This window comes from Kitasatospora sp. NPDC098663 (assembly GCF_044760075.1).
Classification (GTDB): domain Bacteria; phylum Actinomycetota; class Actinomycetes; order Streptomycetales; family Streptomycetaceae; genus Kitasatospora.
Genome location: NZ_JBIWAP010000024.1, coordinates 127,196 through 149,153 on the forward strand (window position 1 = coordinate 127,196; position 21,958 = coordinate 149,153).

Below are 21,958 nucleotides of genomic sequence, written 5' to 3' on the forward strand. Positions count from 1 at the left end.
AGGGCTTCGGGGTCCAGGGCTCTGTGAGACCGAGGAGCCGAGGGCCTAGCGGTCGGCTTCGACGTAGACGGTCTCGTCGGTGCGGAACGCGGTGTCGAGGTCGGCGACGTCGGGGCGGGCACCCTGGCGGTAGGCGCAGTGGCGGATCCGCTCGGGTTCGAAGCCGGCGAGGGTGAGGACGTGGCGCAGCTCGTCCAGGTCGTAGATCCACTGGTGCCCGTAGTGGCGGAAGATCTGGTTGACCAGGAAGGCCGGGCGGGCGGGCATCGGCGGGCCGAAGCCGAGGGTGGTGAGGCGGCGGCGGTGCTTGGCGAGGAAGCCGTCCCCGTTGGCGTAGCCGGCCAGGTAGCGGGCGAGGTCCGGGGTGGTGAGGCGCAGCACGCCGCCGGGGCGCAGGACGCGGCGCGCCTCGCGCAGCCAGCGGACCGCGACCGGCATGGTGACGTGTTCGATCAGGTGCTCGGCGTAGACCCAGTCGACGCAGGCGTCGGCGAAGGGCAGCGGCCGGCCGATGTCGAGCTGGGTGAACCAGCGGTCGCCGTCGACCCGGTAGAGGGTGCCGGGTTCGGTGGCGGCGCCGGGGCTGCGCAGGGCGGTGAGGTCGGTGCCGAGCCCTTCCGGGTGGGCCGTCCGGAAGGCGGCGAACTCGATTCCGGTGAGGCCGAGTTCGCGGAACTCTGCGTGGTCGCGGGGCAGCCCGCCGGGGTGCGCTTCGAGCGTGTCGCAGGTGGCGACCTGCTCGCTGAAGGCGTCCAGGCGGGTGGCGAGGCCGTCGGGGTCGTCCCAGTCCCAGCCGGGGAAGGGGTCGTTGCGTTCGGTCGCGGGGGTCGGTTCGGTCATCTGCTGTTCTCCATCCAGTAGGGACAACGTGGTGCAGGTGGTGCGCGGTTCAGCCGACCGGGCAGGGCCAGGGGGCGAGGGCCGTGCGGTCCAGGTCGGCGAGCCGGGGGCGGCCCAACAGGGCCATGGTGTGCTCCAGTTCCTCGCGCAGCAGGTCGAGGACGCGGTGCACGCCGGCCTCGCCCTCGGTGGCGAGGCCCCAGAACACCGGACGGCCGACCAGGACGGCGCGGGCGCCGAGGGCGAGCGCGACGGCGATGTCGGCGCCGGTGCGCACCCCGCCGTCGAGCAGCACCGGCAGGTCGGCGGGTACGGCGTCGACGACCTCGGGCAGTGCGGCCAGGGAGGGCAGTGCGCCGTCGAGTTGACGCCCGCCGTGGTTGGAGACCACGACGGCGTCGGCGCCGTGCTCGGCGGCGAGCCTGGCGTCCTCGGCGGTCAGGATGCCCTTGAGGACCAGCGGCAGCCGGGTGCGGGCGCGCACCCAGTCGAGGTCGGCCCAGGTCAGGGTGGGGTCGAACTGTTCGCGGGCGTGCTCGGCGATGCCCGAGCCGCCGTCCGTCGCGCGGTGGCTGGCCGACATCAGGTCCTGGTCCAGGTTGACGGCGCGGACGGCGGGCGGGATCGCGAAGCCGTTGCGCAGGTCGCGCAGGCGGCGGCCGATCCTGGGGGCGTCCACGGTCAGGACGAGCGCGGAGTAGCCGGCCGCCTCGGCGCGTTCGACCAGGGCGGCGAGCGCGGCGCGTTCGCGCAGCCAGTACAGCTGGAGCCAGAGCGGGCCGGTGGCGGCGGCCGCGATCTCCTCCAGGGTGCGGCTGGCGAACATGCCGGCGACCAGCAGGGCCCCGGCGCGGCCGGCGGCGCGCGCGGTGGCGGTCTCGCCCTCCGGGTCGACCAGCCGGTGGTAGGCCATCGGGGCGATGCCGACCGGCAGGCCGAGCTGCGCGCCCAGCAGCGTGCGCCCGGGCGAGCAGTCGGAGACGTCGACCATCGTGCGCGGGCGCAGTGCATAGCGCGCGAACATTTCCCGGTTCGCCGCCACGGTGCGTTCCGTGCCGCTGCCACCCTCGATGAAGTCCCATATTTCCGGGGAAAGTTGCGCGCGCGCGGCGTGCTCCATCCCGGCCAGCGTGAGTTCTCCCACGGGCGTCCTCGATTCCGGGCGGCCACGCGTGGACCAGCCCCGGTTCGGCAGCGTAGGAGCAACAACCACATTGGTATAGACCTTGATTTGACCAAACGTCTGTGCAATCGTCTGGCAACGGAATTGACCGTTTTGGTTGTGAACGGCGTTCATGTCAAAATCCCCTCACTTGTGTGGAGCGGTGTTGACCGGCATTTCCCCCTCTTCACTTCCGCCTTCCTCGCCGCCGCACGCCGACGCCCCGGACGCCTGGGTCGACCGGCTGTTGCTGGCCGGTCCCGGAGGCGAGGAGTGCCTGCATCTCGGCGGACCACTCGACCGGGACGCCCTGCGCGCCCTGGTCGACGAACAGGCCGCACACCTCGCCGCGGCCGGACTCGGCCCCGGCGGCACCGCCGCGCTACGGCTGCCGCCCTCGGTGGCGTTCGTCACGGTGCTGCTGGCGTGCTGGCGGCTCGGCGCCCAAGTGGCCCTGCTGGACCACCGTTTGACGGACCACGAGGTCGACGCGGCGGTGGCGCGGCTGGCTCCGCAGGTCCTGGTAGGCTCCGCCCACCGGCCCGCGGCGGCCCTGCGCGGCTTCTCCGAGGTCGAGCCGGTGGCCGTCCGGCTGCCGGACGGGCTCCCGGCCCGCACCGGGCACGCGCTGATCCAGCTCAGCTCCGGATCCACCGGCCCGGCCAAGGTCATCGCCCGCACGGCCTCCGACCTGATCCGCGAACTCGACTGCTACCACCGGCTGGTGGAGTTCCCCGGCGAGGGCGAGCGGGTCGTCCTGCTGTCCTCCGTGGTGCACGTGCTCGGCCTGGTCGGCGGACTGCTCAACAGCCTGCACGCCCGGGTCGCGCTCACCGTGCCCGAGCGGATGACGGCGGCGGGCATCCTCGCCGCGGTCGCCGCCGGCGACCGGCCGACCACCGTCATCGGGGTGCCCTTCCACGCCGAACTGCTGGCCGGCGCCGTCACTCCCCCGGCGCTGCCGGGGCTGCGGCGGATGATCGTGGCCGGCGAACTGGTCCGCCCGGGCCTGCCCGCGCTGTTCGCCGACCGCTACGGCGTCCCGCTCGGCACCATGTACGGCATGACCGAGACCGGAGTCATCGCCACCGACCTGTCCGGCACGCTCCACCCGGCCAAGCAGCCCGTCCACGGGATGCGGCTGCGGCTGGTCGCGGGCGAGCTGCGGATCGGCGCGGAGTCCTCGCCCTACCCGGGGCTGGACGACCCGACCCGCTGGTCGGACGGCTGGCTGCACACCCGCGACGCGGCCGAACTCGACCCGGCCACCGGCCTGGTCACCGTCCTCGGCCGCCTGGACTCGCAGGTCTCGATCGGCGGCCTCAAGGTCGACCTCACCGAGGTCGAGCAGACGCTCACCTCGCTGCCCGAGGTCCGCGAGGCCGTCGTGGTCTTCGAGGACGGCGCGATCGAGGCCTACCTCGCCACCGAACCCGACGCCGACCTCGCCCTCGTCCAGGACGGGCTGGCCCGCCGGCTCGCCGCCTACAAGCGGCCGCGACGGCTCGCCCTGCTGCCCCGACTCCCCCGTACCGCCACCGGAAAACTCCTGCGCGACCCGGCCGCCCTGCGCACCACCGCCACGGCCGCCGCGCTCTGATCCACCGCACGCACCCCGACAAGGAGCCACACCATGCAGGACCGCGTCCGCGAGTTCGTCCTCGCCTCGCTCACCGAGATGCAGTACGACGTCTCCGAGGTCACCGGGGACACCGACCTCGGCCCGGCCGGGCTGGACCTCGAATCGCTCGCACTGGCCGAGCTGTCGGTGCAGGTCGAGGACGAGTTCGGAATCAAGTTCGACCTCGACGAGATGGAGACCACCGCGCTGATGACGCTCGACGAGTTCACCGCCGACGTCGTCAAGCGGATCGCCGCCACCACCGCCACTGCCACCGCCGGCAGCCCGGCGTGAGCGGCTCCGCCCTCCCCGACCGGGCCGAGGTCCGCGCGATGCTGGCGGCGTTCGGGCAGCGCGCCGCCGACACCGTGCCCGACGACCTCGGATCGCTCGAACTCACCTGGCTCATAGCCGAGTTCGAGCAGCGCTACGGCATCCAGGTCGACCTCGACGACGACCGCTTCGGCGCCGTCCGGACGGTCGACGACGCCACCGAACTGCTGCGTTCGGCCGTCCTGGCCGAACGTGTGGGCGCCCGGCCGTGACCACCGGCGCGCCCTCCGCGCACCGGCCGCGCGGCCGGCCGGTGGTCACCGGGCTCGGCGTGCTCAGCGCCGCCGGGCGCGGACTCGGCCCGCTGACCGAGGCCGCCGCCCACGGTAAGACCGCCTTCGGCCCCGTCACCCGCTTCGACGTGAGCGCCCGCCGCACCACCCGGGCCGCCCTGCTGCCCGACGACGTGCCGCTCGCACACACCTTCCCGCTGGCCCGCGCGGTGCTCGACGCCGTCGGCCAGGCCTGCCGCCAGGCCGGACTGACCGCCGCCGACGGCGCGGACACGCCCGTCCTGCTCGCCCTGCACAGCGACGAACGGACCAGGGGCACCGCCGACGCGGTGGCCGCCGGCGTCCGCGCCGCCTGGGGCACCGGGGGCGTCACCCGGGTGTACACCGGCGCCTGCGTGGCAGCCGCGACCGCCGTCGCGGACGCCGCGGCGCTGGTCGCCACCGGGCGGCACGAACGGGTCCTGGTCGCGGCCGGGCACCTGGTCGAGCCGGGCGTGTTCGCCGTCTTCGACGCCGGCCGCGCGCTGGCCCGGGACGGCGAGCTGCGCCCGTTCAGCACCGGCCGCACGGGCACCCTGCTCGGCGACGCGGCCGCGGCCGTGCTGGTCGAGGCCGCCCCGGCCGCCGAACGGCGCGGCGCCGCCGCCCTCGCCCGGCTGGCCGGCTGGGGCCGGGCCGGGGACGCCCACCACGTGTGCCGCCCCGAACCGGACGGCGCCGGAGTCGCCCGGGCCGTCGAGGCCGCGCTCACCCGCGCCGGCGTCGCCCCGGCCGAGGTCGGCTACGTCAACGCCAACGGCACCGGCTCCACCCTCGCCGACCAAGCCGAGGCGAGCGCGCTGCACCGGGTCTTCGGCGCGCACGCCGCCGAACTCCCGGTCAGCTCCAGCAAATCCGTCCACGGGCACGCCCTGGAAGCCTCCGCCCTGCTCGAACTCGCCGTAACCATCGGCGCGTTGGGCAACGGCCTGCTCCCGGTCAACGCCGGCTGGCTCGGTCCGGACCCGGACGTCGGCCTGGACCTCGTCCTGGACGGCCCCCGCGCCGCCCGCCCCCGCTACGCACTCAGCCTCAACTCCGCCTTCGGCGGCGCCAACACCGCCCTGCTGGTGGCTCCCGCATGACCGGCCACCGGCACCCGCCCGCCGTCCGACGGCGCCGACCCCGTACCCCGGCACCCACACCATGACCACCGACGCCACAGACCCCGACGCCACAGACCCCGACTCCGCAGACCCGGACGCCACGAGCTCGGGCGCCGCACCCACCCCGGCCGCCGCCCGGCTGCGGGTCCTCGCCGAGGCCCGCCGACCCGACCCCGGCTCGGCCGACCCCGACCTGGCCGGCCCGCCGCCACCGCTACCCGGCTTCGCCACCTCCGGCTTCAACCCGCTGGTCGCCGACACCGCCGACCGCTGCCTGCGCGCCCACCACGGCGCCCCGCCCGCCCCCGGACGGACCGCACTGCTACTGGCCAGCGCCGGCGGCGACCGCGCCACCGCGCGGGCCATCGACCAGAGCGCCGAACCCGGACGGCGCCCCGCGCCCCTGCTGTTCTTCCAGTCCAACCCCAACGCCGTCCTCGGGCACATCGCCGCCCGCTGGGGCCTGACCGGCCCCGTCGTGGCGATCAGCCCGGCCCACGCCGTCCCCGGGCAGGTGCCCGCGGACGCGCTCGACCTCGCGGCGCTGCTCCTCGCGGACGGCGACGCCGACCAGGTGCTGGTCATCGCCGCCGAACCGGGCGACGACCGACCGGGCGAGGCCGCCGGACACGCGGTGGCCGTCCTGGTCACCGGCTGACGCCCTGGTCACCGGCTGACGTCCCGGTCACCGGCCGAGTCACCGCCTCGGTCACCGGCTGAACCGTCCGGCCACCGCCGCCCGTACCCATGAACGAGGCCCGACGACTGAAGCAGCCGCACCCGGCAGACCAGCACCCGGCCCCGTCACCCACCCAGGCCCCGTCGCACCCGCCGACAGCCCACCGACACCCTTCGCCGCCCGCGCGGCCGCCCGACCCACGCCAACCGATCAGCCGCCCGGGCCGTCTCCGGCCCCGAGGGAGGGATCCACCCCGTGACCATCCGCAGTGTCCGCAGCCTGATCGCGGACGACCCCGACGTGGGCGCCGGCAACGTCCTGACCGCCCGGCTCGCACTCGGCCTCGGCCTCGACGAACCGCTGCTGACCTTCGACACCCCGGTGGACGACCACCCCGCCTGGCAGCCGCTCACCCTGCGCGAGCTCGACCGCGCCGTCCGGGCCCGCGCCGCCGCCCTGCACGCCCTCGGCATCACCCGGCGCGACCCGGTGGTGGTCTTCGCGAGCGACGCCGCCGACCACGTGCTCGCCTTCCTCGCCCTGACCCGGCTCGGCGCCATCCCCGCGCTGCTCAACCCCAACGTGGACGGCGAGCGGGCCGCCCGCTACATCGCCCGCCTCGGCGCCGTCGGGGTCCTCGCCGACCCGGCCCACCTGGCCGCGCTGGCCGGCCACGACCCCGGCGCGCCGCTGCTGCCCGAGATCTCCACCCTCGGCGCGGGCGACCCGGACACCGCCCCCGAGCCGTACCGGCACTGGTCCGGCGACCCGGTGGCGATCACCCACTCCTCCGGCACCACCGGAATGCCCAAGGCCGTCGTCCACTCGCACGCGAGCCTGTACGCGGCGATCCGCCACCGGCTGCGGCTGCCCCGCCCGCAGGGCCAGGACCGGATGCTCAGCGCACTGCCCGCGCCGCATGCCGCCACCCTGATCGCGCTCAACCTGGCGCTCAGCTCGCACACCGAACTCGCCGTGCTGTCCCGGCAGTCCGGCGCCGGCGTGCTGGACGCGATCGAGCAGTGGCGGCCCACCGGGGTGATCGGCTTCGCCGCCACCTGGGCCGAACTCGCCCACCACGACCTCGCCGCCCGGGACCTCGCCACCGTCGCCCTGTGGTGGAACACCGGCGACTGCGCGCACGAGGTGCACATCCGCCGCCTGATCGCCGCCGGCAGCCGGGAGTCCGTCACCCGCGCGGGCCGCACCCGGACGCCGGGCTCGCTGTTCGTCGACGGCCTGGGCTCCACCGAGATGGGCCACTCGCACTTCTTCATCACCCACGGCCCCGGCACCGAGCGCTACGGGCGCTGCGTCGGGCGCCCGCACGCCTTCGTCGACTGCGAGGTGGTCGGCCCGGACGGCGAGCCGCTCGGCCCCGGCGAGGTCGGCGAACTCGCCACCTCCTCACCGACCCTGGCACTCGGCTACTGGAACGACTCGGCCACCACCTTCCGCACCCGGATCCGCGGCCGCTTCCTCACCGGCGACCTGATGTACCGGGACGAGGAGGGCTACTACTACCACGTCGACCGGGCCGTCGACTCGGTCGAACTCGGCGACGGCAAGCGGCTGTTCACCGCCATGTCGGAGGAGCGGGTGCTGGCCGCCCGCCCGGACGTGGCGGACTGCACGGTGGTCGCCGTGCGGGACGGCGAGCGCGTGGTCACCGACGTGCTGCTGATCCTCGCCGCCGACGCCGACCCGACCGCCGACCGGACCAAGGACGTCATCGCCGCCCTGGACGAGGCCGCCGCCGCGACCGTGCGCCAGGTCCTGGTCGTCTCCGGGGACGACATCCCCCTCGGCCCCACCGGCAAGGTCCGCAAGGTGCTGCTGCGCCAGCGCTACCTCGACGCCGCGGCCGGTGCCCGATGACCCGCCGCGAGGGCGCCGTCGTCACCGGCCTCGGCCTGGTCTCGCCGCTCGGCCGCAAGCCCGCCGAGGTGTTCGACGCGCTCAACGCCGGGCGCTCCGGACTGACCGCCGTCCCCGAGGGCCACGCGGCGCACGGCTGGCTGCCCGCCGCCGGGATCGCCCCCGCCGTGGACGGCCGCGAGGTGCTGCCGCCCACCGAAACCCGCTGCGTGGACCGCTTCGTGCTGCTCGCCCTGGCCGCCGCCGACGACGCGCTCGCCGACGCCGGCCTGGTCGTCGGCCGGGACGCCGACCCGCACCGCACCGCCGTGGTGCTGGCCACCGGCGGCGGCGGACTGGAGACCTTCGAGCAGCAGTCGCACCGCCGGCTGGAACGCGGCCGCCCCGGCGTCAGCCCGTACCTGCTGCCGGGCATGCTCTCCAACATGGCCACCGCCCGGATCGCCATCAAACACGGCATCCGCGGCTACAGTTCGGCCGTGGTGACGGCCTGCGCGGCCGGTGCCCAGGCCGTCGCCGAGGGGCTGCGGCTGATCCGCTCCGGCGACGCGGACGTGGTGGTGTGCGGCGGCACCGAGTCCTCGCTGCACCCGACCATCGCCGCCGCCTTCACCAACGCCCGTGCGCTCGCCCAGGGTTGGGAGGATCCGGAGCAGGCCAGCCGGCCCTTCGACACCCGCCGCAACGGCTTCGTGCTCGGCGAGGGCAGCGCCGTCCTCGTCCTGGAACGCGCCGACCACGCCGACGCCCGCGGCGCCGCCGGGTACGCGGACGTCATCGGCTGGGGCGCCTCCACCGACGCCCACCACCCGACCATGCCCCGCGCCGACGGCTCCGGAGCCGCCGACGCGATGCGCTCCGCGCTCGCCAACGCCGGCCTGGCGCCAGGCGACATCGACTACGTGAACGCCCACGGCACCGGCACCAAGCTCGGTGACGTGGCCGAGACCGCCGCCCTGCACGCCGTCTTCGGCGCGCACCCGCCCGCGGTCAGTTCCACCAAGGGTGCCACCGGCCATCTCCTCGGCGCCGCAGGCGCGTTGGAGGCGGCGGTGACCGCCCTGGCGGTGGCGAGGGGGACGCTGCCGCCGACACTCAACCTGACCGACCCCGACCCGGCCTGCGACCTGGACCACGTCCGGGGCGGGGCCCGATCCGCACCGGTGCGCGCCGCGCTGAGCAACGCCTTCGCCTTCGGCGGCCACAACCTCAGCCTGATCCTCGGCCCGGCGTCCACCCGGGCCGCCAAGTAGCGCGCCGATCCACGCCCTTCCATCCCTCCGGGGGAGATCCCGTTGTCCATCCAGTCCATCACCCACGTCGAGTTCCACTGCGCGGACGCCGACAAGACCGCGGCCGGGCTCTGCGCCGACTTCGACTTCACCGCCGACGCCCCGGAGACCGCACCGGACGGCGCCCGCACCATCCGGCTGCGCCAGGGCTCGATCCGGATGCACCTGGCCTCCGCCGCCGACCCCGACCACCCGGTGGCCGGCTTCGTCGCCCGGCACGGAGACGGCGTCGCCGCCCTCGCCCTCGCCTGCACCGACCCGCAGGCCGCGCTGGAGCGCGCCGAGCGGCACGGCGCCCGCGTGCTGGACCGGGACGGCGGGCTGATCGCCGGCTTCGGCGACACCGCCCTGAGGTTCGTGCCGCTGCCCACGGCCGAACCCGCCGACGAACCGGGCCTGCTGGACGCCCTGGACCACGTCGCGATCTGCGTCCCGGCCGGCGAACTCGCCGACGCCGTAAAGTTCTGCGAGGCCGCGCTCGGCTTCCACCGGATCTTCGGCGAGTACATCGAGGTCGGCCGGCAGGCCATGGACTCCAGCGTGGTGCAGAGCGCCTCCGGCGAGGTCACCTTCACCCTGATCGAGCCGGACACCACCCGGCGGCCCGGCCAGATAGACGAGTTCCTCGCCTCCCACGACGGCGCCGGAGTGCAGCACCTGGCCTTCCGCACCGGCGACATCGCCACCGCCGTCCGGACCGCCCGGGCCAACGGCGTGGAGTTCCTGAGCACCCCGGGCGCCTACTTCGACGCCCTGGCCGAGCGGTTCGGCGAGACGGCCATCCCGGTGGAGACCCTGCGCGATCTGCACGTCCTCGTCGACCAGGACCACGGCGGCCAGCTGTTCCAGATCTTCGTCCGCTCCACCCACCCGCGGCGGACGTACTTCCTGGAGCTGATCGAGCGCCAGGGCGCCGGCACCTTCGGCACCGCGAACATCAAGGCCCTGTACGAGGCCGTCGAGCGGCAGAGCTCCGACGCCGCCGTCTGACCGCCGCCCACACCTCAAGAAGGGGCACACCCCATGACCACCGCCGTCGAGTTCCGCCTCAGCGAGGCCGAACACGCCCTGCTGCCCACGCCCGAGGAGGTGGCCCACTACCGCGAGCACGGCTGGTACCTGTCCCGGAAGCTGTTCAGCGACGAGGAACTGGACACCCTCCAGGCCGCCACCGAGCACTACTACGGCGGCCACCGCGACCGCGAACTGCCCGCCCGCCCGCCGCGCCTGGCCGCCTGGGACCCCTCGCAGGGCCCGATCCAGCGGCACAACGACTACGTGCACTACGAGAGCGACGCCATCGGCGCGATCCTGCGCAAGCCGCTGATCGGCGCGGTCGCCGCCCTGCTGGCCGGCGCCGAGGAGATCCGGGTGTTCCAGGCCACCCTGATCTACAAGCCGCCGGTGCCCGGGGAGCCGAGCAACCAGGTGCCCTGGCACTTCGACAAGCACTACTGGCAGACCTCCACCTCGGAGGAGATGCTCACCGCGTTCATCCCGTTCCACGACTGCCGCGAGGAGAACGGCACCATCACCATGGTGGACGGCAGCCACCGCTGGCGGGAGCTGGACTCCGGCGAGGACTCCACCCGCCACTTCGCCGACCGCGACCGCACCGAACTCGACGACATCCTGGCCGCCAACGCCGCCCACAACGGGCAGCAGGTGCGCACCGTCCCGATGCACATCCCGCGCGGCCACATGTCCTTCCACCACTGCCGCACCTACCACGGCAGCGGCCCCAACCTGGCCTCCTTCCCGCGCCGGGCCGTCTCGCTGCACCTCCAGGACGGCGCCAACGAGTACCGCCACCACACCCGGGCGGACGGCGGCCCGGTGGTGTACAACCACGACGTGCTGGTGCGCCGCACCGCCGACGGCCGGCCCGACTACGCCGACCCGCAGTTCTGCCCGACCATCTGGCGAGGGGCGCGGTGACGGCTTTCCCGGCGGCCCCGCCCCCCGGCACCGCTGCTCCCGGCACCGCTGCTCCCGGCACCACGGCTCCCGGCACCGCTGCTCCCGGCACCACGGCTCCCGGCACCGCGCCGCTGGACACGCCCGCCGAGCGCTACCGGATGCTGCGGCTGATCCGCGGCTTCGAGGAGTTGGCGCTCGGCCTGGTGAAGGCCGGCGCGATCCCCGGCGGCATCCACCCGTACATCGGCCAGGAGGCCGTCGCGGTCGGCGTCTGCTCGGCGCTCGGCCCCGCCGACCGGCTCACCAGCACCCACCGCGGCCACGGCCACGTGCTCGCCCGGGGCGCCGCACCGCACCGGCTGCTCGCCGAACTCGCCGGCCGCGTCGACGGGTTGAACGGCGGCCGGGGCGGCTCGATGCACGCCGCCGACCTCTCGCTGGGCATCCTCGGCGCCAACGGCATCGTCGGCGCCGGCGCCCCGATCGCGGTCGGCGCCGCCTGGGCCGCCCGCCAGGCCGGGGACGGCCGGGTGGCCGTGGCCTTCTTCGGCGACGGCGCGCTCAACCAGGGCGTGCTGCTGGAGTCGTTCAACCTCGCCGCGATGTGGCGGCTTCCGGTGGTGTTCGTCTGCGAGAACAACGGCTACGCCACCACCCTGCCCGCCGCCACCGCGGTCGCGGGCAGCGCGACCGGGCGGGCGGCCGCCTTCGGCATCCCCGCCGAGGAGGTGGACGGCATGGACACCGAGGCCGTCCGCGCCGCCGCCCTGCGCGCGGTGGAGCGGGCCCGCTCCGGCGGCGGCCCCGGCTTCCTGGAATGCCGCACCTACCGCTACGAGGGCCACCACACCATGGAACGCCGGATGAAGCTGCACTACCGCACCCCCGAGGAGGTCGAGGCCTGGCGCGCCCGCGACCCGCTCCCCCGGGCCGCCGCCCAGCTGGAGCAGCCGGCCGTCGCCGAACTCGACGACGCGGTGGCCCGCCAGCTCGCCGCCGCCGAGGAGTTCGCCCTCGCCTCCGAACACCCCGACCCGGCGGGCGCGTTGGACCACCTGTACGCCGACGGCCTGCGGCCCCGGGCCGGGGCGGTGGCATGACCAGGCTCTCGTACACCAAGGCCCTCAACCGGGCGATCGCCGACGAACTCGCCGACGACCCGGCGGTCTGCGTCTTCGGCGAGGACATCGGCGCCGGGATGGCCGGCCCGACGCTCGGCCTGCTGGACCGCTTCGGGCCCGAGCGGATCGTCGACACCCCGCTGTCCGAGCAGGCCTTCACCGCGATGGCGATCGGCGCGGCGCTCACCGGGCGGCGCCCGGTGCTGGAGTTCCAGATCCCCTCGCTGCTGTTCCTGGTCTTCGAGCAACTCGTCAACCAGGCACACAAGTTCTCGCTGATGACCGGCGGGCAGGCGAGCGTCCCGCTGACCTGCCTGGTGCCCGGGTCCGGCTCCCGGGACGGCTGGGCCGGGCAGCACTCCGACCACCCGTACAGCCTGTTCGCGCACGCCGGGGTGAAGACCGTGGTGCCCGCCACCCCGACCGACGCCTACGGGCTGCTGCGCTCGGCGATCCGCGACCCGGACCCGGTCGTGGTGTTCGCGCCCGCCGCCGCCCTCCCGGTGCGCGAGACCGTCACCTGGGACCTCGCGCCGATCCCGCTCGGCCGGGCCCGGATCCACCGCCCCGGCACCGACGTCACCGTGGTCGCCGTCGGACACCTGGTGCACGACGCGCTCGCCGTGGCGGACGAGGTCGCCGAGGACATCTCGGTCGAAGTCCTCGACCCCCGCACGCTGTACCCCCTGGATTGGGCCGCGCTCGCAGCCTCGCTGGAACGCACCGGCCGGCTGGTCGTCTTCGACGACTCCAACCGCAGCTGCGGCTTCGCCGCGGAGGTGCTGGCCACCGCCTCCGAGGAGATGCGCCTGATCGCCCCGCCCCGCCGGGTCACCCGCCCCGACGGCGCCGTCCTGCCGTTCGCCCCCGCCCTCGACCGCGCCCTCCAGCCCGGCCGCGAACAGCTGCGCCACGCCCTGCACGCCGTCCTCAAGCATCCCTGAGACCCCTGACCCCTGAGACCCCTGAGCAGAAGGAGCCGCCTTGTCCACCAACCGCTACCACTGGGACCGTTCGCACCCCGGCCTGACCAGCCTCCAGCAGGCCATCGACCCGCTGCGCCGCGAGGTGGTCGGCCACGGCGTGTACGGCGGGCTGACCAGCATCGGGCGCGTCCGCACCTTCCTGGACAGCCACGTCTTCGCGGTCTGGGACTTCATGTCGCTGCTGAAGAGCCTGCAGCGCGACCTCACCAGCGTCGAGGTCCCGTGGGTCCCGAGCGGGCCGACCGCCAGCCGCCGGCTGATCAACGAGATCGTGCTGGTCGAGGAGAGCGACGAACTCGGGGAGGGCTACACCAGCCACTTCGAGCTGTACGTCGAGGGCATGCGGCAGGCCGGCGCCGACCCGGGCCCGGTGGAGGAGTTCCTGGGGCTGCTGGGCACCGGCACCGCCGTCCCGCAGGCGCTGAAGGCCGCCGCGGTACCGCAGGCCGCCGTCGACTTCACCGGCACCACCTGGTCGATCATCGAGAACGCGCCGGTGCACTGCCGGGCCGCCGCCTTCGCCTTCGGCCGCGAGGACCTGATCCCGGACATGTTCGCCCAGGTGGTCGGCATCGACGACCCGGACGGCGTGCTCACCGTCTTCAAGGACTACCTGGCCCGGCACATCGAGGTGGACGGCGAGCAGCACACCCCGATGGCGATGCAGATGCTGATCGACCTGTGCGGCGACGACCAGGCCAAGTGGGACGAGTGCGCCGAGACCGTCCGCACCGCGCTGAGCGCCCGGGTGCAGCTGTGGACGGCGATCGAGGCCGCCTTCGCGTAGCCCGGCCGAGCGCGGCTCACCCCGCGCGTCACGCCCCACGCGGCGCGGTACGGCTCAGATCACCTTCGGGACGGCGGCGGCCGAAGCGGGCAGTTCGTCCGCCGCCGTCCGGAAGCGGTGCAGCGCGGCCCGGCCCTCCGCCCCCCGCACCCGGGCGGCGAGCCGGGCCGGCAGCACCACGGTGGTCAGGTATCCGGCGCCGCCGAACCCCTCGACCGTCCAACTCACCCAGGGCAGCGGATAGTTGGCGGCCGGGCTGAAGAACACCGGCCGGTGCCCCTGGAAGCTCACCCGATAGGCCCCGAACCGGCTCCAGTTCGAGAAACTGAACCGGCGCTGCTGCGGGTCGAAGCCCAGCGGCACGCAGTCCCGCAGCCGGGAGCGGCCGAGCGAGGCCAGGAAGCCGAGATTGGAACGCAGGTTGAGGTGGGCGGCCGGGAACTCCTCGACCGCCGCCCGCAGCGCGCCCGCGAGCGCCGCCGGGCCGTCCTCGGGCCGGTGCGACACGTGGACGTCGCCCAGCAGGTTGCCCACCAGGGCGGGCGAGAGTCCGAGCCAGCGCCGGGCGTTGACCGGTACGGTCAGCCAGCGCTCCTCCTTGTCGCCGTCCAACTCCCTGATGGCGCTGACCACATGGGCGCAGAGCACGTCACCGGAGGAGAGCCGGCGGCCGGCCGTCGCGCTGAACTCCGCGCGCATCCGCTCGACTTCGGCGTCCCCGAAGTAGATCTGGACGGTCCGGTTGGCCCGCGGACCGACCGACACCTCACGGGCCAGCAGCTGCGCCTGCGCCGTCGAGGGCACCCGGAAGCCGGGCCGTCCGCAGTCCTCGGCCGGGAGCACCCGGTCCAGCAACTCATCCTGGTCCTCGACCAGTTCGGCCTCCGGCAGCTCCTCGTCCTCGACCGCCGCCGACCAGATCCGCAGCAGCAGCATGAAGCTGTGCAGATCGCCGATCGCGTGGTGCCAGGAGCAGCCCAGCACCGTCCCGCCGTCTCCGGTGCGGGTGACCCGGACGGTGAGCAGCGGGACACCGCCGCCGCGCGCGGCCGGAGCGTCCACCGGATCGACCAGTTCGGAGCCGGCGGCCGTCACCCGGCCCATCGCCTCGGCGAGCGTGCCGTCCACGGTGTAGACGTCCAGCGGGACGCCGGAGTCGTCGCAGACCGCTTCGAGGGCGCCTCCCCCGCCGGTGCGCAGCCGCCCGGCGAACACCGGCACCCGGTCGAGCGCGCGGGCCAGTCCGGCAGCCAGCCGGTCCTCGTCCAGCGCCTGGTCGAAGTAGAGCACGACCGAGACGGCGAGATCCGCCAGCATGGTGTCCATCAGGCCGCAGTGCAGCACGGTTCCTGGGGCGCGGCCGGCCCTGACAGTCCGGGATCTTCGCAACACCGGCCAACTACTCATGCGTTCCGTCCCCGATTGTTCTGCGGGTGGCGAGCGGGCACGCCGAACGATAGTGCCGCGCCGTCACAGTGGTCCAGTCCAATCCCAGGATCCGGAAAGGCCGCTGGACTGCTGCGGCGATAGAATGCCCAGCATGGGAGAGCGCCCGGGCGCACCCACCGCGCCGCCCCTCGTCCTGGTCACCGACACCGGGTCGCTGCTGATCGACCCGGCCCTGGCCTACCACCTCGGCCGCGACCCGACCAGCGAGGTCGTCCTGGACGACCCCCGGGTCTCCTGGCACCACGCCGTGCTGCGGGCCACCGACGGGCACTGGCTGCTGGAGGACGCCGGCAGCACCAACGGCACCTACGACCAGGGCCGCCGGGTCGAGCGCGAGGACATCGGCCCCGGCACCCGGCTGCGCTTCGGCGACCCGGCCGACGGCCCGTCCGCGACCTTCGCCGGCCTGCCCCGCCACGACCCCGGCGAGCGGCCCTCCCTGCTCGCCCCGCGGGCCTCCGGCACCTTCCGCAGCCCCAGCTCGGTGCTCCAGCTGCCCGGCCGCACGGTCCGGATCGGCCGCTCGCACGACAACGACCTGGTCCTGGACGACCTGGTGGTCTCCCGCCACCACGCCGAACTGCGCGAACTGCCCGACGGCGGGCACGAGATCGTCGACCTGGACAGCCACAACGGCACGTACCACAACGGCCGCCCGGTGCAGCGGGCACCGGTCGGCCCGGCCGACATCGTCGGCATCGGCCACTCCGCGCTCTGCCTCGCCGACGACCACCTGGTCGAGTACACCGACACCGGCGAGATCTCCCTGGACGTGCGGCACCTGGTGGTCCGGGTCGGCTCCGACCACCGGGTGCTGCTGGACGACGTGAGCTTCCCGCTCGCCGAGAAGGCGCTGCTGGCGGTGGCCGGCCCGAGCGGCGCCGGCAAGTCCACCCTGCTCAACGCGCTGACCGGGCTGCGCCCCGCCGACGAGGGCACCGTGCTGTACGACGGGCGCGACCTCTACCGCGACTACGCCGAACTGCGCCGCCGGATCGGCCTGGTGCCGCAGGACGACATCCTGCACACCCAGCTCACCGTCCGCCGCGCGCTCGGCTACGCCGCCGAACTGCGCTTCCCCGGCGACACCGCGAAGCACGAGCGGGAGGCCCGGGTCGTCGAGGTGGTCCACGAGCTGGGCCTGGCCGGCCGGGCCGACCAGGTGATCGGCAGCCTCTCCGGCGGCCAGCGCAAGCGGGTCAGCGTCGCGCTGGAGCTGCTCACCAAGCCCTCGCTGCTGTTCCTCGACGAGCCGACCTCCGGTCTGGATCCGGGCATGGAGCGCTCGGTGATGCACATGCTGCGCGGACTGGCCGACGACGGCCGGACGGTGGTCGTGGTGACCCACAGCGTGCTGAGCCTGAACGTGTGCGACCGCCTGCTGGTGCTCGCCCCCGGCGGCCGGACGGCCTACTACGGCCCGCCGGGCGAGGCGCTGGCGTTCTTCGGCTTCGCGGAGTGGCCGGAGGCCTTCGAGGCCTTCGAGAACGAGGACCATCGGGCCTGGCAGCGCCGCTTCCGCAGCTCCCCGCAGTACGAGCGGTACGTCGCCGCCGAGGCGGTGTCCCTGACGCCGGCCGTGGCACCGGCCGCGACACCGGGAGCACCGGAGGCGGCGGGAGCACCGGAGGCGGCGGGGCCGGCGCGGGCACCGGCGGCCGGGCGGGACCCGATCGGCTGGGAGAAGCCGCAGGGCTGGTTCTCCCAGCTGGGCACCCTGGTGCGCCGGTACACCGCGGTGCTCGCCGCCGACCGGCTGTTCCTGACCATCATGGTGGCGCTGCCCTTCGTGATCGGCCTGATGTGCCGGGTGATGGCCGGCTCCCGGCTCACCCCGGACAACGCCGTGAACTGCCTGCTCACGCTGTGCATCGGCGGCCTGCTGACCGGCGCCGCCAACTCGGTGCGCGAGGTGGTCAAGGAACGGGCGATCTACCGCCGCGAGCGCGTGGTCGGACTGTCCAGATCGGCGTACCTGGTCTCCAAGGTGGTGGTGCTCGGCACGGTCACGGCCGCCCAGGCCGTCGTGCTGACCGTGGTCGGCCTGGCTGGGGTGGACCTCTCCTGGGCGGTGCCGACCGGGGTGGTGATGCCGCAGCTGCCCGAACTGATCATCGCGGTCGCGCTGCTGGCGTTCTCGGCGATGATGCTCGGTCTGGTGGTCTCGGCGATCGTGGACAAGGAGGAGGCCACCATGCCGCTGCTGGTGCTCCTCTCGGTGGTGCAGATCGTCTTCAGCGGCCTGATGCTCAAGCTGCACGGCGTCCCCGGGCTGGAGCAGTTCGCCTGGCTGATCCCGTCCCGCTGGGGCATGGCCGCGATGGCCCGCACCGTCGAGCTGCACGGCATCTTCCCGAGCGCGATCACCGCCGACCCGATGTTCCGCCACGAGCGCGCCGGCTGGCTGTTCGACATCGCGGTGCTGCCCGGCCTCTCGGTCGCGTACGGGCTGCTGGTGCTGGTCCTGCTGCGGCGGCACGAACCCGCGATCATGCGGCGATGAGTCCTGGACAGCGGCCCCGGGCCCCGGCCGACCACCGCCGGTAGAGTGGGAACCGACCTGTGGTGCGAGTCCCATCGCGATGACCGCGCGCAGCCGCGGGCTCGCGCGGCGGAGGAAATGTAGCCGCCCATGGACGAGTTCGCGTTCCGCCCCACCCACGTCGCCCCACCGGCCGGGATGGCCACCTGGGCGGCCCCGGACCCGGCCCGGCCCGCCACCCGGCTGGACGCGCTGCTGCCGGTGCGGGTGGTCGCCCGGCAGGGCGACTGGGCGCAGATCCTCTGCTCCAACGGCTGGACGGCCTGGGTCGACGGCCGTCTGCTGGTCGCCCTCCCGGAGCCGCCGCCCACCGCCGGGGGCCCGCCCACCCGGACGGCGGACCCGCGCCCGGCGCTCGTGGAGGCCGAGGCCGCGGTGGCCCGCTACCGGGCCCTGCTGGAGGACCTCGCGGCGGGCGCCCTGGACCTGGAGGCCTTCCGGGAGCGGACCCGCGGCCTGCGGATCGGCCTGGTCGTGGACGCGGAGGCGCTCTGGGTCTTCGACGCGGTGCGCGACCGCTGGTGCTACTGCGACGGGCTCCAGCTCCAGACGTACGCGGCCACCGACCGGCCGGTGCCCGGGCCGTCGCCCACACCGCCCCCCGCCCCGTCGCCCGCCCCCGCCGCACCGCCGGGGCCCGCGCCCGGTCCGCACGCCCCCACCCGGCCGGGCGCGCCGTGACCTCGGCCGAACGGGTGCCCGAGGACCACCCCGGCCGCCCGGGCCATATCGATCAGCCCGGCCAGCTCGACCACCCCGACCGGCCGTCCGCCCCCGGCCTGCCGGCCGGCATGGTCGGGCGCCGGATCGCGGGCTACCAGCTGGAGCGCGAGATCGGCCGCGGCGGCATGGCCGTGGTGTACCGGGCCAAGGACCTGCGGCTCGGCCGGACCGTCGCGGTCAAACTGCTCGCCCCCGAACTGGCCCGCAACGAGGTGTTCCGGCAGCGCTTCATGCACGAGTCCGAGGCCGCCGCCGCGATCGACCACCCGCACATCATCCCGGTGTTCGAGGCCGGCGAGCACGACGGCATCCTGTTCATCGCGATGCGCTACGTCGAGGGCGGCGACCTGCGCGGGCTGATGAACCGGGGAGGCCCCTTCTCCGCCGAGCGGACCGTCCGACTCGCCCTGCAGATCGCCTCCGCGCTCGACGCCGCACACGACCACGACCTGGTCCACCGGGACGTCAAGCCCGGCAACGTGCTGGTCGCCGCCGGGACGGACAGCGAGCACCCCGAGCACCTGTACCTGGCGGACTTCGGCCTCACCAAGAAGTCCCTCTCGCTGAGCGGCCTGACCAGCGTCGGCCAGATCGTCGGAACGCTGGACTACGCCGCGCCCGAGCAGATCTCCGGCAAGCCGCTGGACGGGCGCTGCGACCAGTACGGCCTCGGCTGCGTGGTCTTCGAGATGCTCGCGGGCGCACCGCCGTTCCGCCGGGAGAGCGACGTGGCACTGCTGTGGGCGCACCTCAACGACCCGCCGCCCACGCTGCGCGGCCACCGCCCGGATCTGCCGACCGCCGTCGGGGCGGTGGTCGCCCGGGCGCTCGCCAAGGCCCCCCAGGGCCGCTACGCCAGCTGCCTGCAGTTCGTCGCCGAGCTGCGCGCGGCCACCACCGTCGTGCCCGGCCACAGCGCCGCACCAAGACCGTGGAGCGGGAGCGGGCCGCCCACCCGGGTCGTCCAGGCGGCCGTCCCCGGGCTCGCCGCGGCGGCCGTCGTGCCCGAGCCGCCCGCGTGGGCCGCCCCGGTCGTCCACCCGCCGCCGTGGTGAGCGCCGTACCACCCACCGCCATCCGCCATCACCCCCAGGAAGCCGACCGCCATGAACGCCGTGAGCCAGGTCTTCGCCGTGATCGCCGCCGCGGTCCACCTCCTCGCGTGGCCGCTGGAGAGCTTCCTGTACGGCCATCCACGGGTGCGCTTCCTCCTCACCGGCAGCACGGCGGACGCGCCGGAGGTCCGGCTGTGGCGCTTCAACGTCGGCTTCTACAACCTGTTCCTGGCGCTCGGCCTGGTCGCCGGACTCGTCCTGCTGCACACCGGGCACGCCGCCTCCGGCCGCGCCGTGATCAGTTACGTCGCCGCGTTCATGGTCGCCGGCGGGATCACCCTCTTCGCCTCGGAGCCGAGGGTCTGGCGCGGCGCCCTCGCCCAGGCGCTGCCGGCGGCGGCGATCCTCATCGCCGAGGCATTCTGAGCGCGCACCGCCCGGTAGCCGTCACCCCGCCCCCGGCACTTCGCCGCCCGAGACCTCGCCGCCGGGCACGTCGTCGCTGGAGACCTCGCCCCGGCGGCCGGTGCGGGCGGCCAGCAGGGCGCCCAGCGCGCCGGTCAGCAGGCCCCAGCCCGCCGCCAGCGGGACGGCCGTCCACAGCACCGGGCTCAGGGTGAGGCTTCCGCTGCCGAGGCCGGCCAGCGGGTTGGCGCCGCCGAGGAGCGAGCCGATCAGGTCGCCGAGGCCGCCCTGGCCGACGCCGACGCCGAGCACCGACAGTCCGTAGTCGGCGTCCGCCCTGGTCCAGAGCCCGACCAGCAGCACCGTCACCGCGCCGGCCAGAGCGAACCGGACGGCGTGCTGCCAGAGCCGGACGGTGCGCGGCGAGCGGTACGCGGCGAGGAAGCCGGCCGCGAGCAGCAGCACGGCGGCCAGCGGCAGTAGCCACCAACTGCGCGCGTCCTGGTCGGCGAGGGTGCCCAGGCTGATGGTGGCCTGCTGCCCGTCCGGCGCCCGCAGCACCTCGGCGAGCGGCCTGGGCACCGGCAGGCCGAGCGCGCCGCTGAGCCGCCCGTGCCACTGCGCGCCGAGCCCGACACCGAAGGCCAGCCAGACCAGGTCGGGCAGGGCGAGCAGCAGCACGGCCAGGGTCTGCCGGGCGTTGCCGTGCACGATCGCGGTCAGCACCCCGGCCGCCAGCCCGATCACCAGGTACGCCAGCAGGACCAGCCAGAGCGCGAACGCGGCCGGGCGGACGGCCAGTTGGTGGGGCAGCAGGGCGCGCGGCAGCGGTGCCCGCCGGGACACCGCGAAGGTGCCCGCGAGGACGACGAGCAGCCAGGCCAGCCCGATGCCGACGGTGCTCGGGGCGTCCGCGTGGAAGCCGACCTCCGGGGTGAGCCCGAGCACGCCGCCGATGGTCTGCGCCAGGTCGCCGCCGAGCGGAACGTCGAAGGTGTGCCGGGCGCCGAGGGTGAGCAGCACGAGGGCGACCAGCCAGATCACCACCGTGCGGGCGATCCGGCCGAGCAGTTCACCGCCGCCGGCCACCGCGCGGAACCGCAGCTGACGCAGGAACACCTCGGCCATCACCACCGCGCCGGCCAGCGAGACGGACAGCGGCATGGCACTGATCCCGGCGTCCACCGCGGCGAACTGCCCGGCTCCGCCGTCGAGTTGGACGGCTCCACCGACGGCCAGCACCACCGCCCCGGCCAGCACGGCCGGGAAGCCGCCGCCCGGGAGGTCGTCGGCGCCGGCCAGCCAGAGGCCGAGCGCGGCCACCGCCGCCATGGCGGCGAACCCGGCCAGCACCACGGCGAGCGCGTCCAGCCAGCCGCGCAGGGCACCGGGCGGGCCCGCGACCCGGGTGGTGGGCTGCTGCATGGCGCCTCCTCGGTGCGTCGGGCTTCGCGTTCCAGGGTGGCCGACAGGTGACGGGCACGCTCGGCGACGGATTCCGCACCTGCTGTTGCGGCGGGTGGGGGGCCGGGGGGAAATGGAGGCCAGTGGCAGGAGCTTCCCGGGTCGGCGCGCCAGTCGGCCGCCTGCGAAACGGAGCCTCGATGAGTTCCCAACCGCCGCCGTCCGGCCCTCCGAGCGAGCCGCCGAGCGAGCCGCCCCACGGCCCCCCGTCCGGGCCGCTGGCCGGTCCCCCGTCGGGCGGCGGCCGGTTCGGGCCGCCGTCCGGGTCATCCGGCCCGTCCGGGCCGCCCGGCCCCCCGTCCGGGCCGCCTGGTCCGTCCGGG

Annotated in this window: 20 protein-coding genes; 16 read left to right on the forward strand and 4 right to left on the reverse strand. The window is 74.9% G+C overall.

What is annotated here, in order from left to right:
- Nucleotides 1–45: 45 nt before the first annotated feature.
- Both ACIQVZ_RS25380 and ACIQVZ_RS25385 read right to left on the reverse strand, forming a co-directional pair.
- Nucleotides 46–840 (reverse strand): class I SAM-dependent methyltransferase, encoded by a 795-nt coding sequence (locus tag ACIQVZ_RS25380; RefSeq protein ID WP_402453024.1) that lies wholly within the window; start codon nucleotides 838–840, stop codon nucleotides 46–48.
- Between the two features lie 49 nt (nucleotides 841–889).
- A complete protein-coding gene (locus ACIQVZ_RS25385) occupies nucleotides 890–1,984 on the reverse strand; it encodes an alpha-hydroxy acid oxidase (RefSeq protein WP_350885558.1) in 1,095 nt (364 codons plus the stop codon).
- Nucleotides 1,985–2,165: 181 nt separating this feature from the next.
- Between ACIQVZ_RS25385 and ACIQVZ_RS25390 the strand changes: the two genes are divergently transcribed.
- From ACIQVZ_RS25390 to ACIQVZ_RS25445, 12 genes are all read left to right on the forward strand, one after another.
- Nucleotides 2,166–3,602: a class I adenylate-forming enzyme family protein gene (locus tag ACIQVZ_RS25390; RefSeq protein WP_402453027.1), complete on the forward strand. Its 1,437-nt coding sequence runs from the start codon at nucleotides 2,166–2,168 to the stop codon at nucleotides 3,600–3,602.
- Between the two features lie 33 nt (nucleotides 3,603–3,635).
- Nucleotides 3,636–3,917 (forward strand): acyl carrier protein, encoded by a 282-nt coding sequence (locus tag ACIQVZ_RS25395; protein ID WP_350885554.1) that lies wholly within the window; start codon nucleotides 3,636–3,638, stop codon nucleotides 3,915–3,917.
- On the forward strand, nucleotides 3,914–4,168 hold the full coding sequence (locus tag ACIQVZ_RS25400) for an acyl carrier protein (RefSeq protein WP_350885552.1): 255 nt from the start codon (nucleotides 3,914–3,916) through the stop codon (nucleotides 4,166–4,168). Before ACIQVZ_RS25395 ends, ACIQVZ_RS25400 begins: the two co-directional genes overlap by 4 nt.
- Nucleotides 4,165–5,313, forward strand: a complete 1,149-nt coding sequence (locus tag ACIQVZ_RS25405) for a beta-ketoacyl synthase N-terminal-like domain-containing protein (protein WP_402453029.1) — start codon at nucleotides 4,165–4,167, stop codon at nucleotides 5,311–5,313. The genes ACIQVZ_RS25400 and ACIQVZ_RS25405 overlap by 4 nt, the downstream gene beginning before the upstream one ends.
- Before the next feature lie 61 nt (nucleotides 5,314–5,374).
- The gene (locus ACIQVZ_RS25410; RefSeq protein ID WP_402453031.1) at nucleotides 5,375–5,992 is read left to right on the forward strand and encodes a hypothetical protein; all 618 of its coding nucleotides are present in this window, start codon (nucleotides 5,375–5,377) and stop codon (nucleotides 5,990–5,992) included.
- Between the two features lie 276 nt (nucleotides 5,993–6,268).
- Nucleotides 6,269–7,891 carry a class I adenylate-forming enzyme family protein gene (locus ACIQVZ_RS25415; protein WP_402453033.1) on the forward strand — a complete coding sequence of 541 codons (1,623 nt, stop codon included), beginning with the start codon at nucleotides 6,269–6,271 and terminating at the stop codon, nucleotides 7,889–7,891.
- Complete coding sequence (locus tag ACIQVZ_RS25420; RefSeq protein WP_402453035.1) at nucleotides 7,888–9,144, forward strand: beta-ketoacyl-[acyl-carrier-protein] synthase family protein; 1,257 nt, start codon at nucleotides 7,888–7,890, stop codon at nucleotides 9,142–9,144. Before ACIQVZ_RS25415 ends, ACIQVZ_RS25420 begins: the two co-directional genes overlap by 4 nt.
- 42 nt (nucleotides 9,145–9,186) lie before the next feature.
- A complete protein-coding gene (gene hppD / locus ACIQVZ_RS25425; RefSeq protein ID WP_350885542.1) occupies nucleotides 9,187–10,173 on the forward strand; it encodes a 4-hydroxyphenylpyruvate dioxygenase in 987 nt (328 codons plus the stop codon).
- A gap of 33 nt (nucleotides 10,174–10,206) precedes the next feature.
- A complete protein-coding gene (locus ACIQVZ_RS25430) occupies nucleotides 10,207–11,121 on the forward strand; it encodes a phytanoyl-CoA dioxygenase family protein (RefSeq protein WP_350885540.1) in 915 nt (304 codons plus the stop codon).
- Nucleotides 11,122–11,261: 140 nt separating this feature from the next.
- Entirely contained in the window at nucleotides 11,262–12,203 is a 942-nt protein-coding gene (locus tag ACIQVZ_RS25435; protein WP_402453070.1) for a thiamine pyrophosphate-dependent dehydrogenase E1 component subunit alpha, read from the forward strand.
- Complete coding sequence (locus ACIQVZ_RS25440; protein WP_363582520.1) at nucleotides 12,200–13,168, forward strand: transketolase C-terminal domain-containing protein; 969 nt, start codon at nucleotides 12,200–12,202, stop codon at nucleotides 13,166–13,168. The genes ACIQVZ_RS25435 and ACIQVZ_RS25440 overlap by 4 nt, the downstream gene beginning before the upstream one ends.
- Before the next feature lie 40 nt (nucleotides 13,169–13,208).
- Nucleotides 13,209–13,997, forward strand: a complete 789-nt coding sequence (locus tag ACIQVZ_RS25445) for a DUF3050 domain-containing protein (RefSeq protein WP_402453038.1) — start codon at nucleotides 13,209–13,211, stop codon at nucleotides 13,995–13,997.
- Nucleotides 13,998–14,051: 54 nt separating this feature from the next.
- Here the strand turns inward: ACIQVZ_RS25445 and ACIQVZ_RS25450 are convergent, their stop codons facing one another.
- Nucleotides 14,052–15,323, reverse strand: coding sequence for an acyltransferase (locus tag ACIQVZ_RS25450; RefSeq protein WP_402453040.1), 1,272 nt, complete (start codon nucleotides 15,321–15,323; stop codon nucleotides 14,052–14,054).
- A 214-nt stretch (nucleotides 15,324–15,537) separates the two neighbouring features.
- Here ACIQVZ_RS25450 and ACIQVZ_RS25455 point away from each other — a divergent pair, with 214 nt between their 5' ends.
- The 4 genes from ACIQVZ_RS25455 (at nucleotide 15,538) to ACIQVZ_RS25470 (ending at nucleotide 20,192) form a co-directional block, all read left to right on the forward strand.
- Nucleotides 15,538–17,949 (forward strand): FHA domain-containing protein, encoded by a 2,412-nt coding sequence (locus tag ACIQVZ_RS25455; protein WP_402453041.1) that lies wholly within the window; start codon nucleotides 15,538–15,540, stop codon nucleotides 17,947–17,949.
- Nucleotides 17,950–18,078: 129 nt separating this feature from the next.
- The gene (locus ACIQVZ_RS25460; RefSeq protein ID WP_402453043.1) at nucleotides 18,079–18,669 is read left to right on the forward strand and encodes a hypothetical protein; all 591 of its coding nucleotides are present in this window, start codon (nucleotides 18,079–18,081) and stop codon (nucleotides 18,667–18,669) included.
- Nucleotides 18,670–18,779: 110 nt separating this feature from the next.
- Nucleotides 18,780–19,766 carry a serine/threonine-protein kinase gene (locus ACIQVZ_RS25465; RefSeq protein WP_402453072.1) on the forward strand — a complete coding sequence of 329 codons (987 nt, stop codon included), beginning with the start codon at nucleotides 18,780–18,782 and terminating at the stop codon, nucleotides 19,764–19,766.
- Nucleotides 19,767–19,817: 51 nt separating this feature from the next.
- Nucleotides 19,818–20,192: a DUF1304 family protein gene (locus tag ACIQVZ_RS25470; protein ID WP_402453045.1), complete on the forward strand. Its 375-nt coding sequence runs from the start codon at nucleotides 19,818–19,820 to the stop codon at nucleotides 20,190–20,192.
- 21 nt (nucleotides 20,193–20,213) lie between these two features.
- Here ACIQVZ_RS25470 and ACIQVZ_RS25475 read toward each other — a convergent pair whose 3' ends face one another.
- Nucleotides 20,214–21,596: a streptophobe family protein gene (locus ACIQVZ_RS25475; RefSeq protein ID WP_402453047.1), complete on the reverse strand. Its 1,383-nt coding sequence runs from the start codon at nucleotides 21,594–21,596 to the stop codon at nucleotides 20,214–20,216.
- Nucleotides 21,597–21,958: the final 362 nt, after the last annotated feature.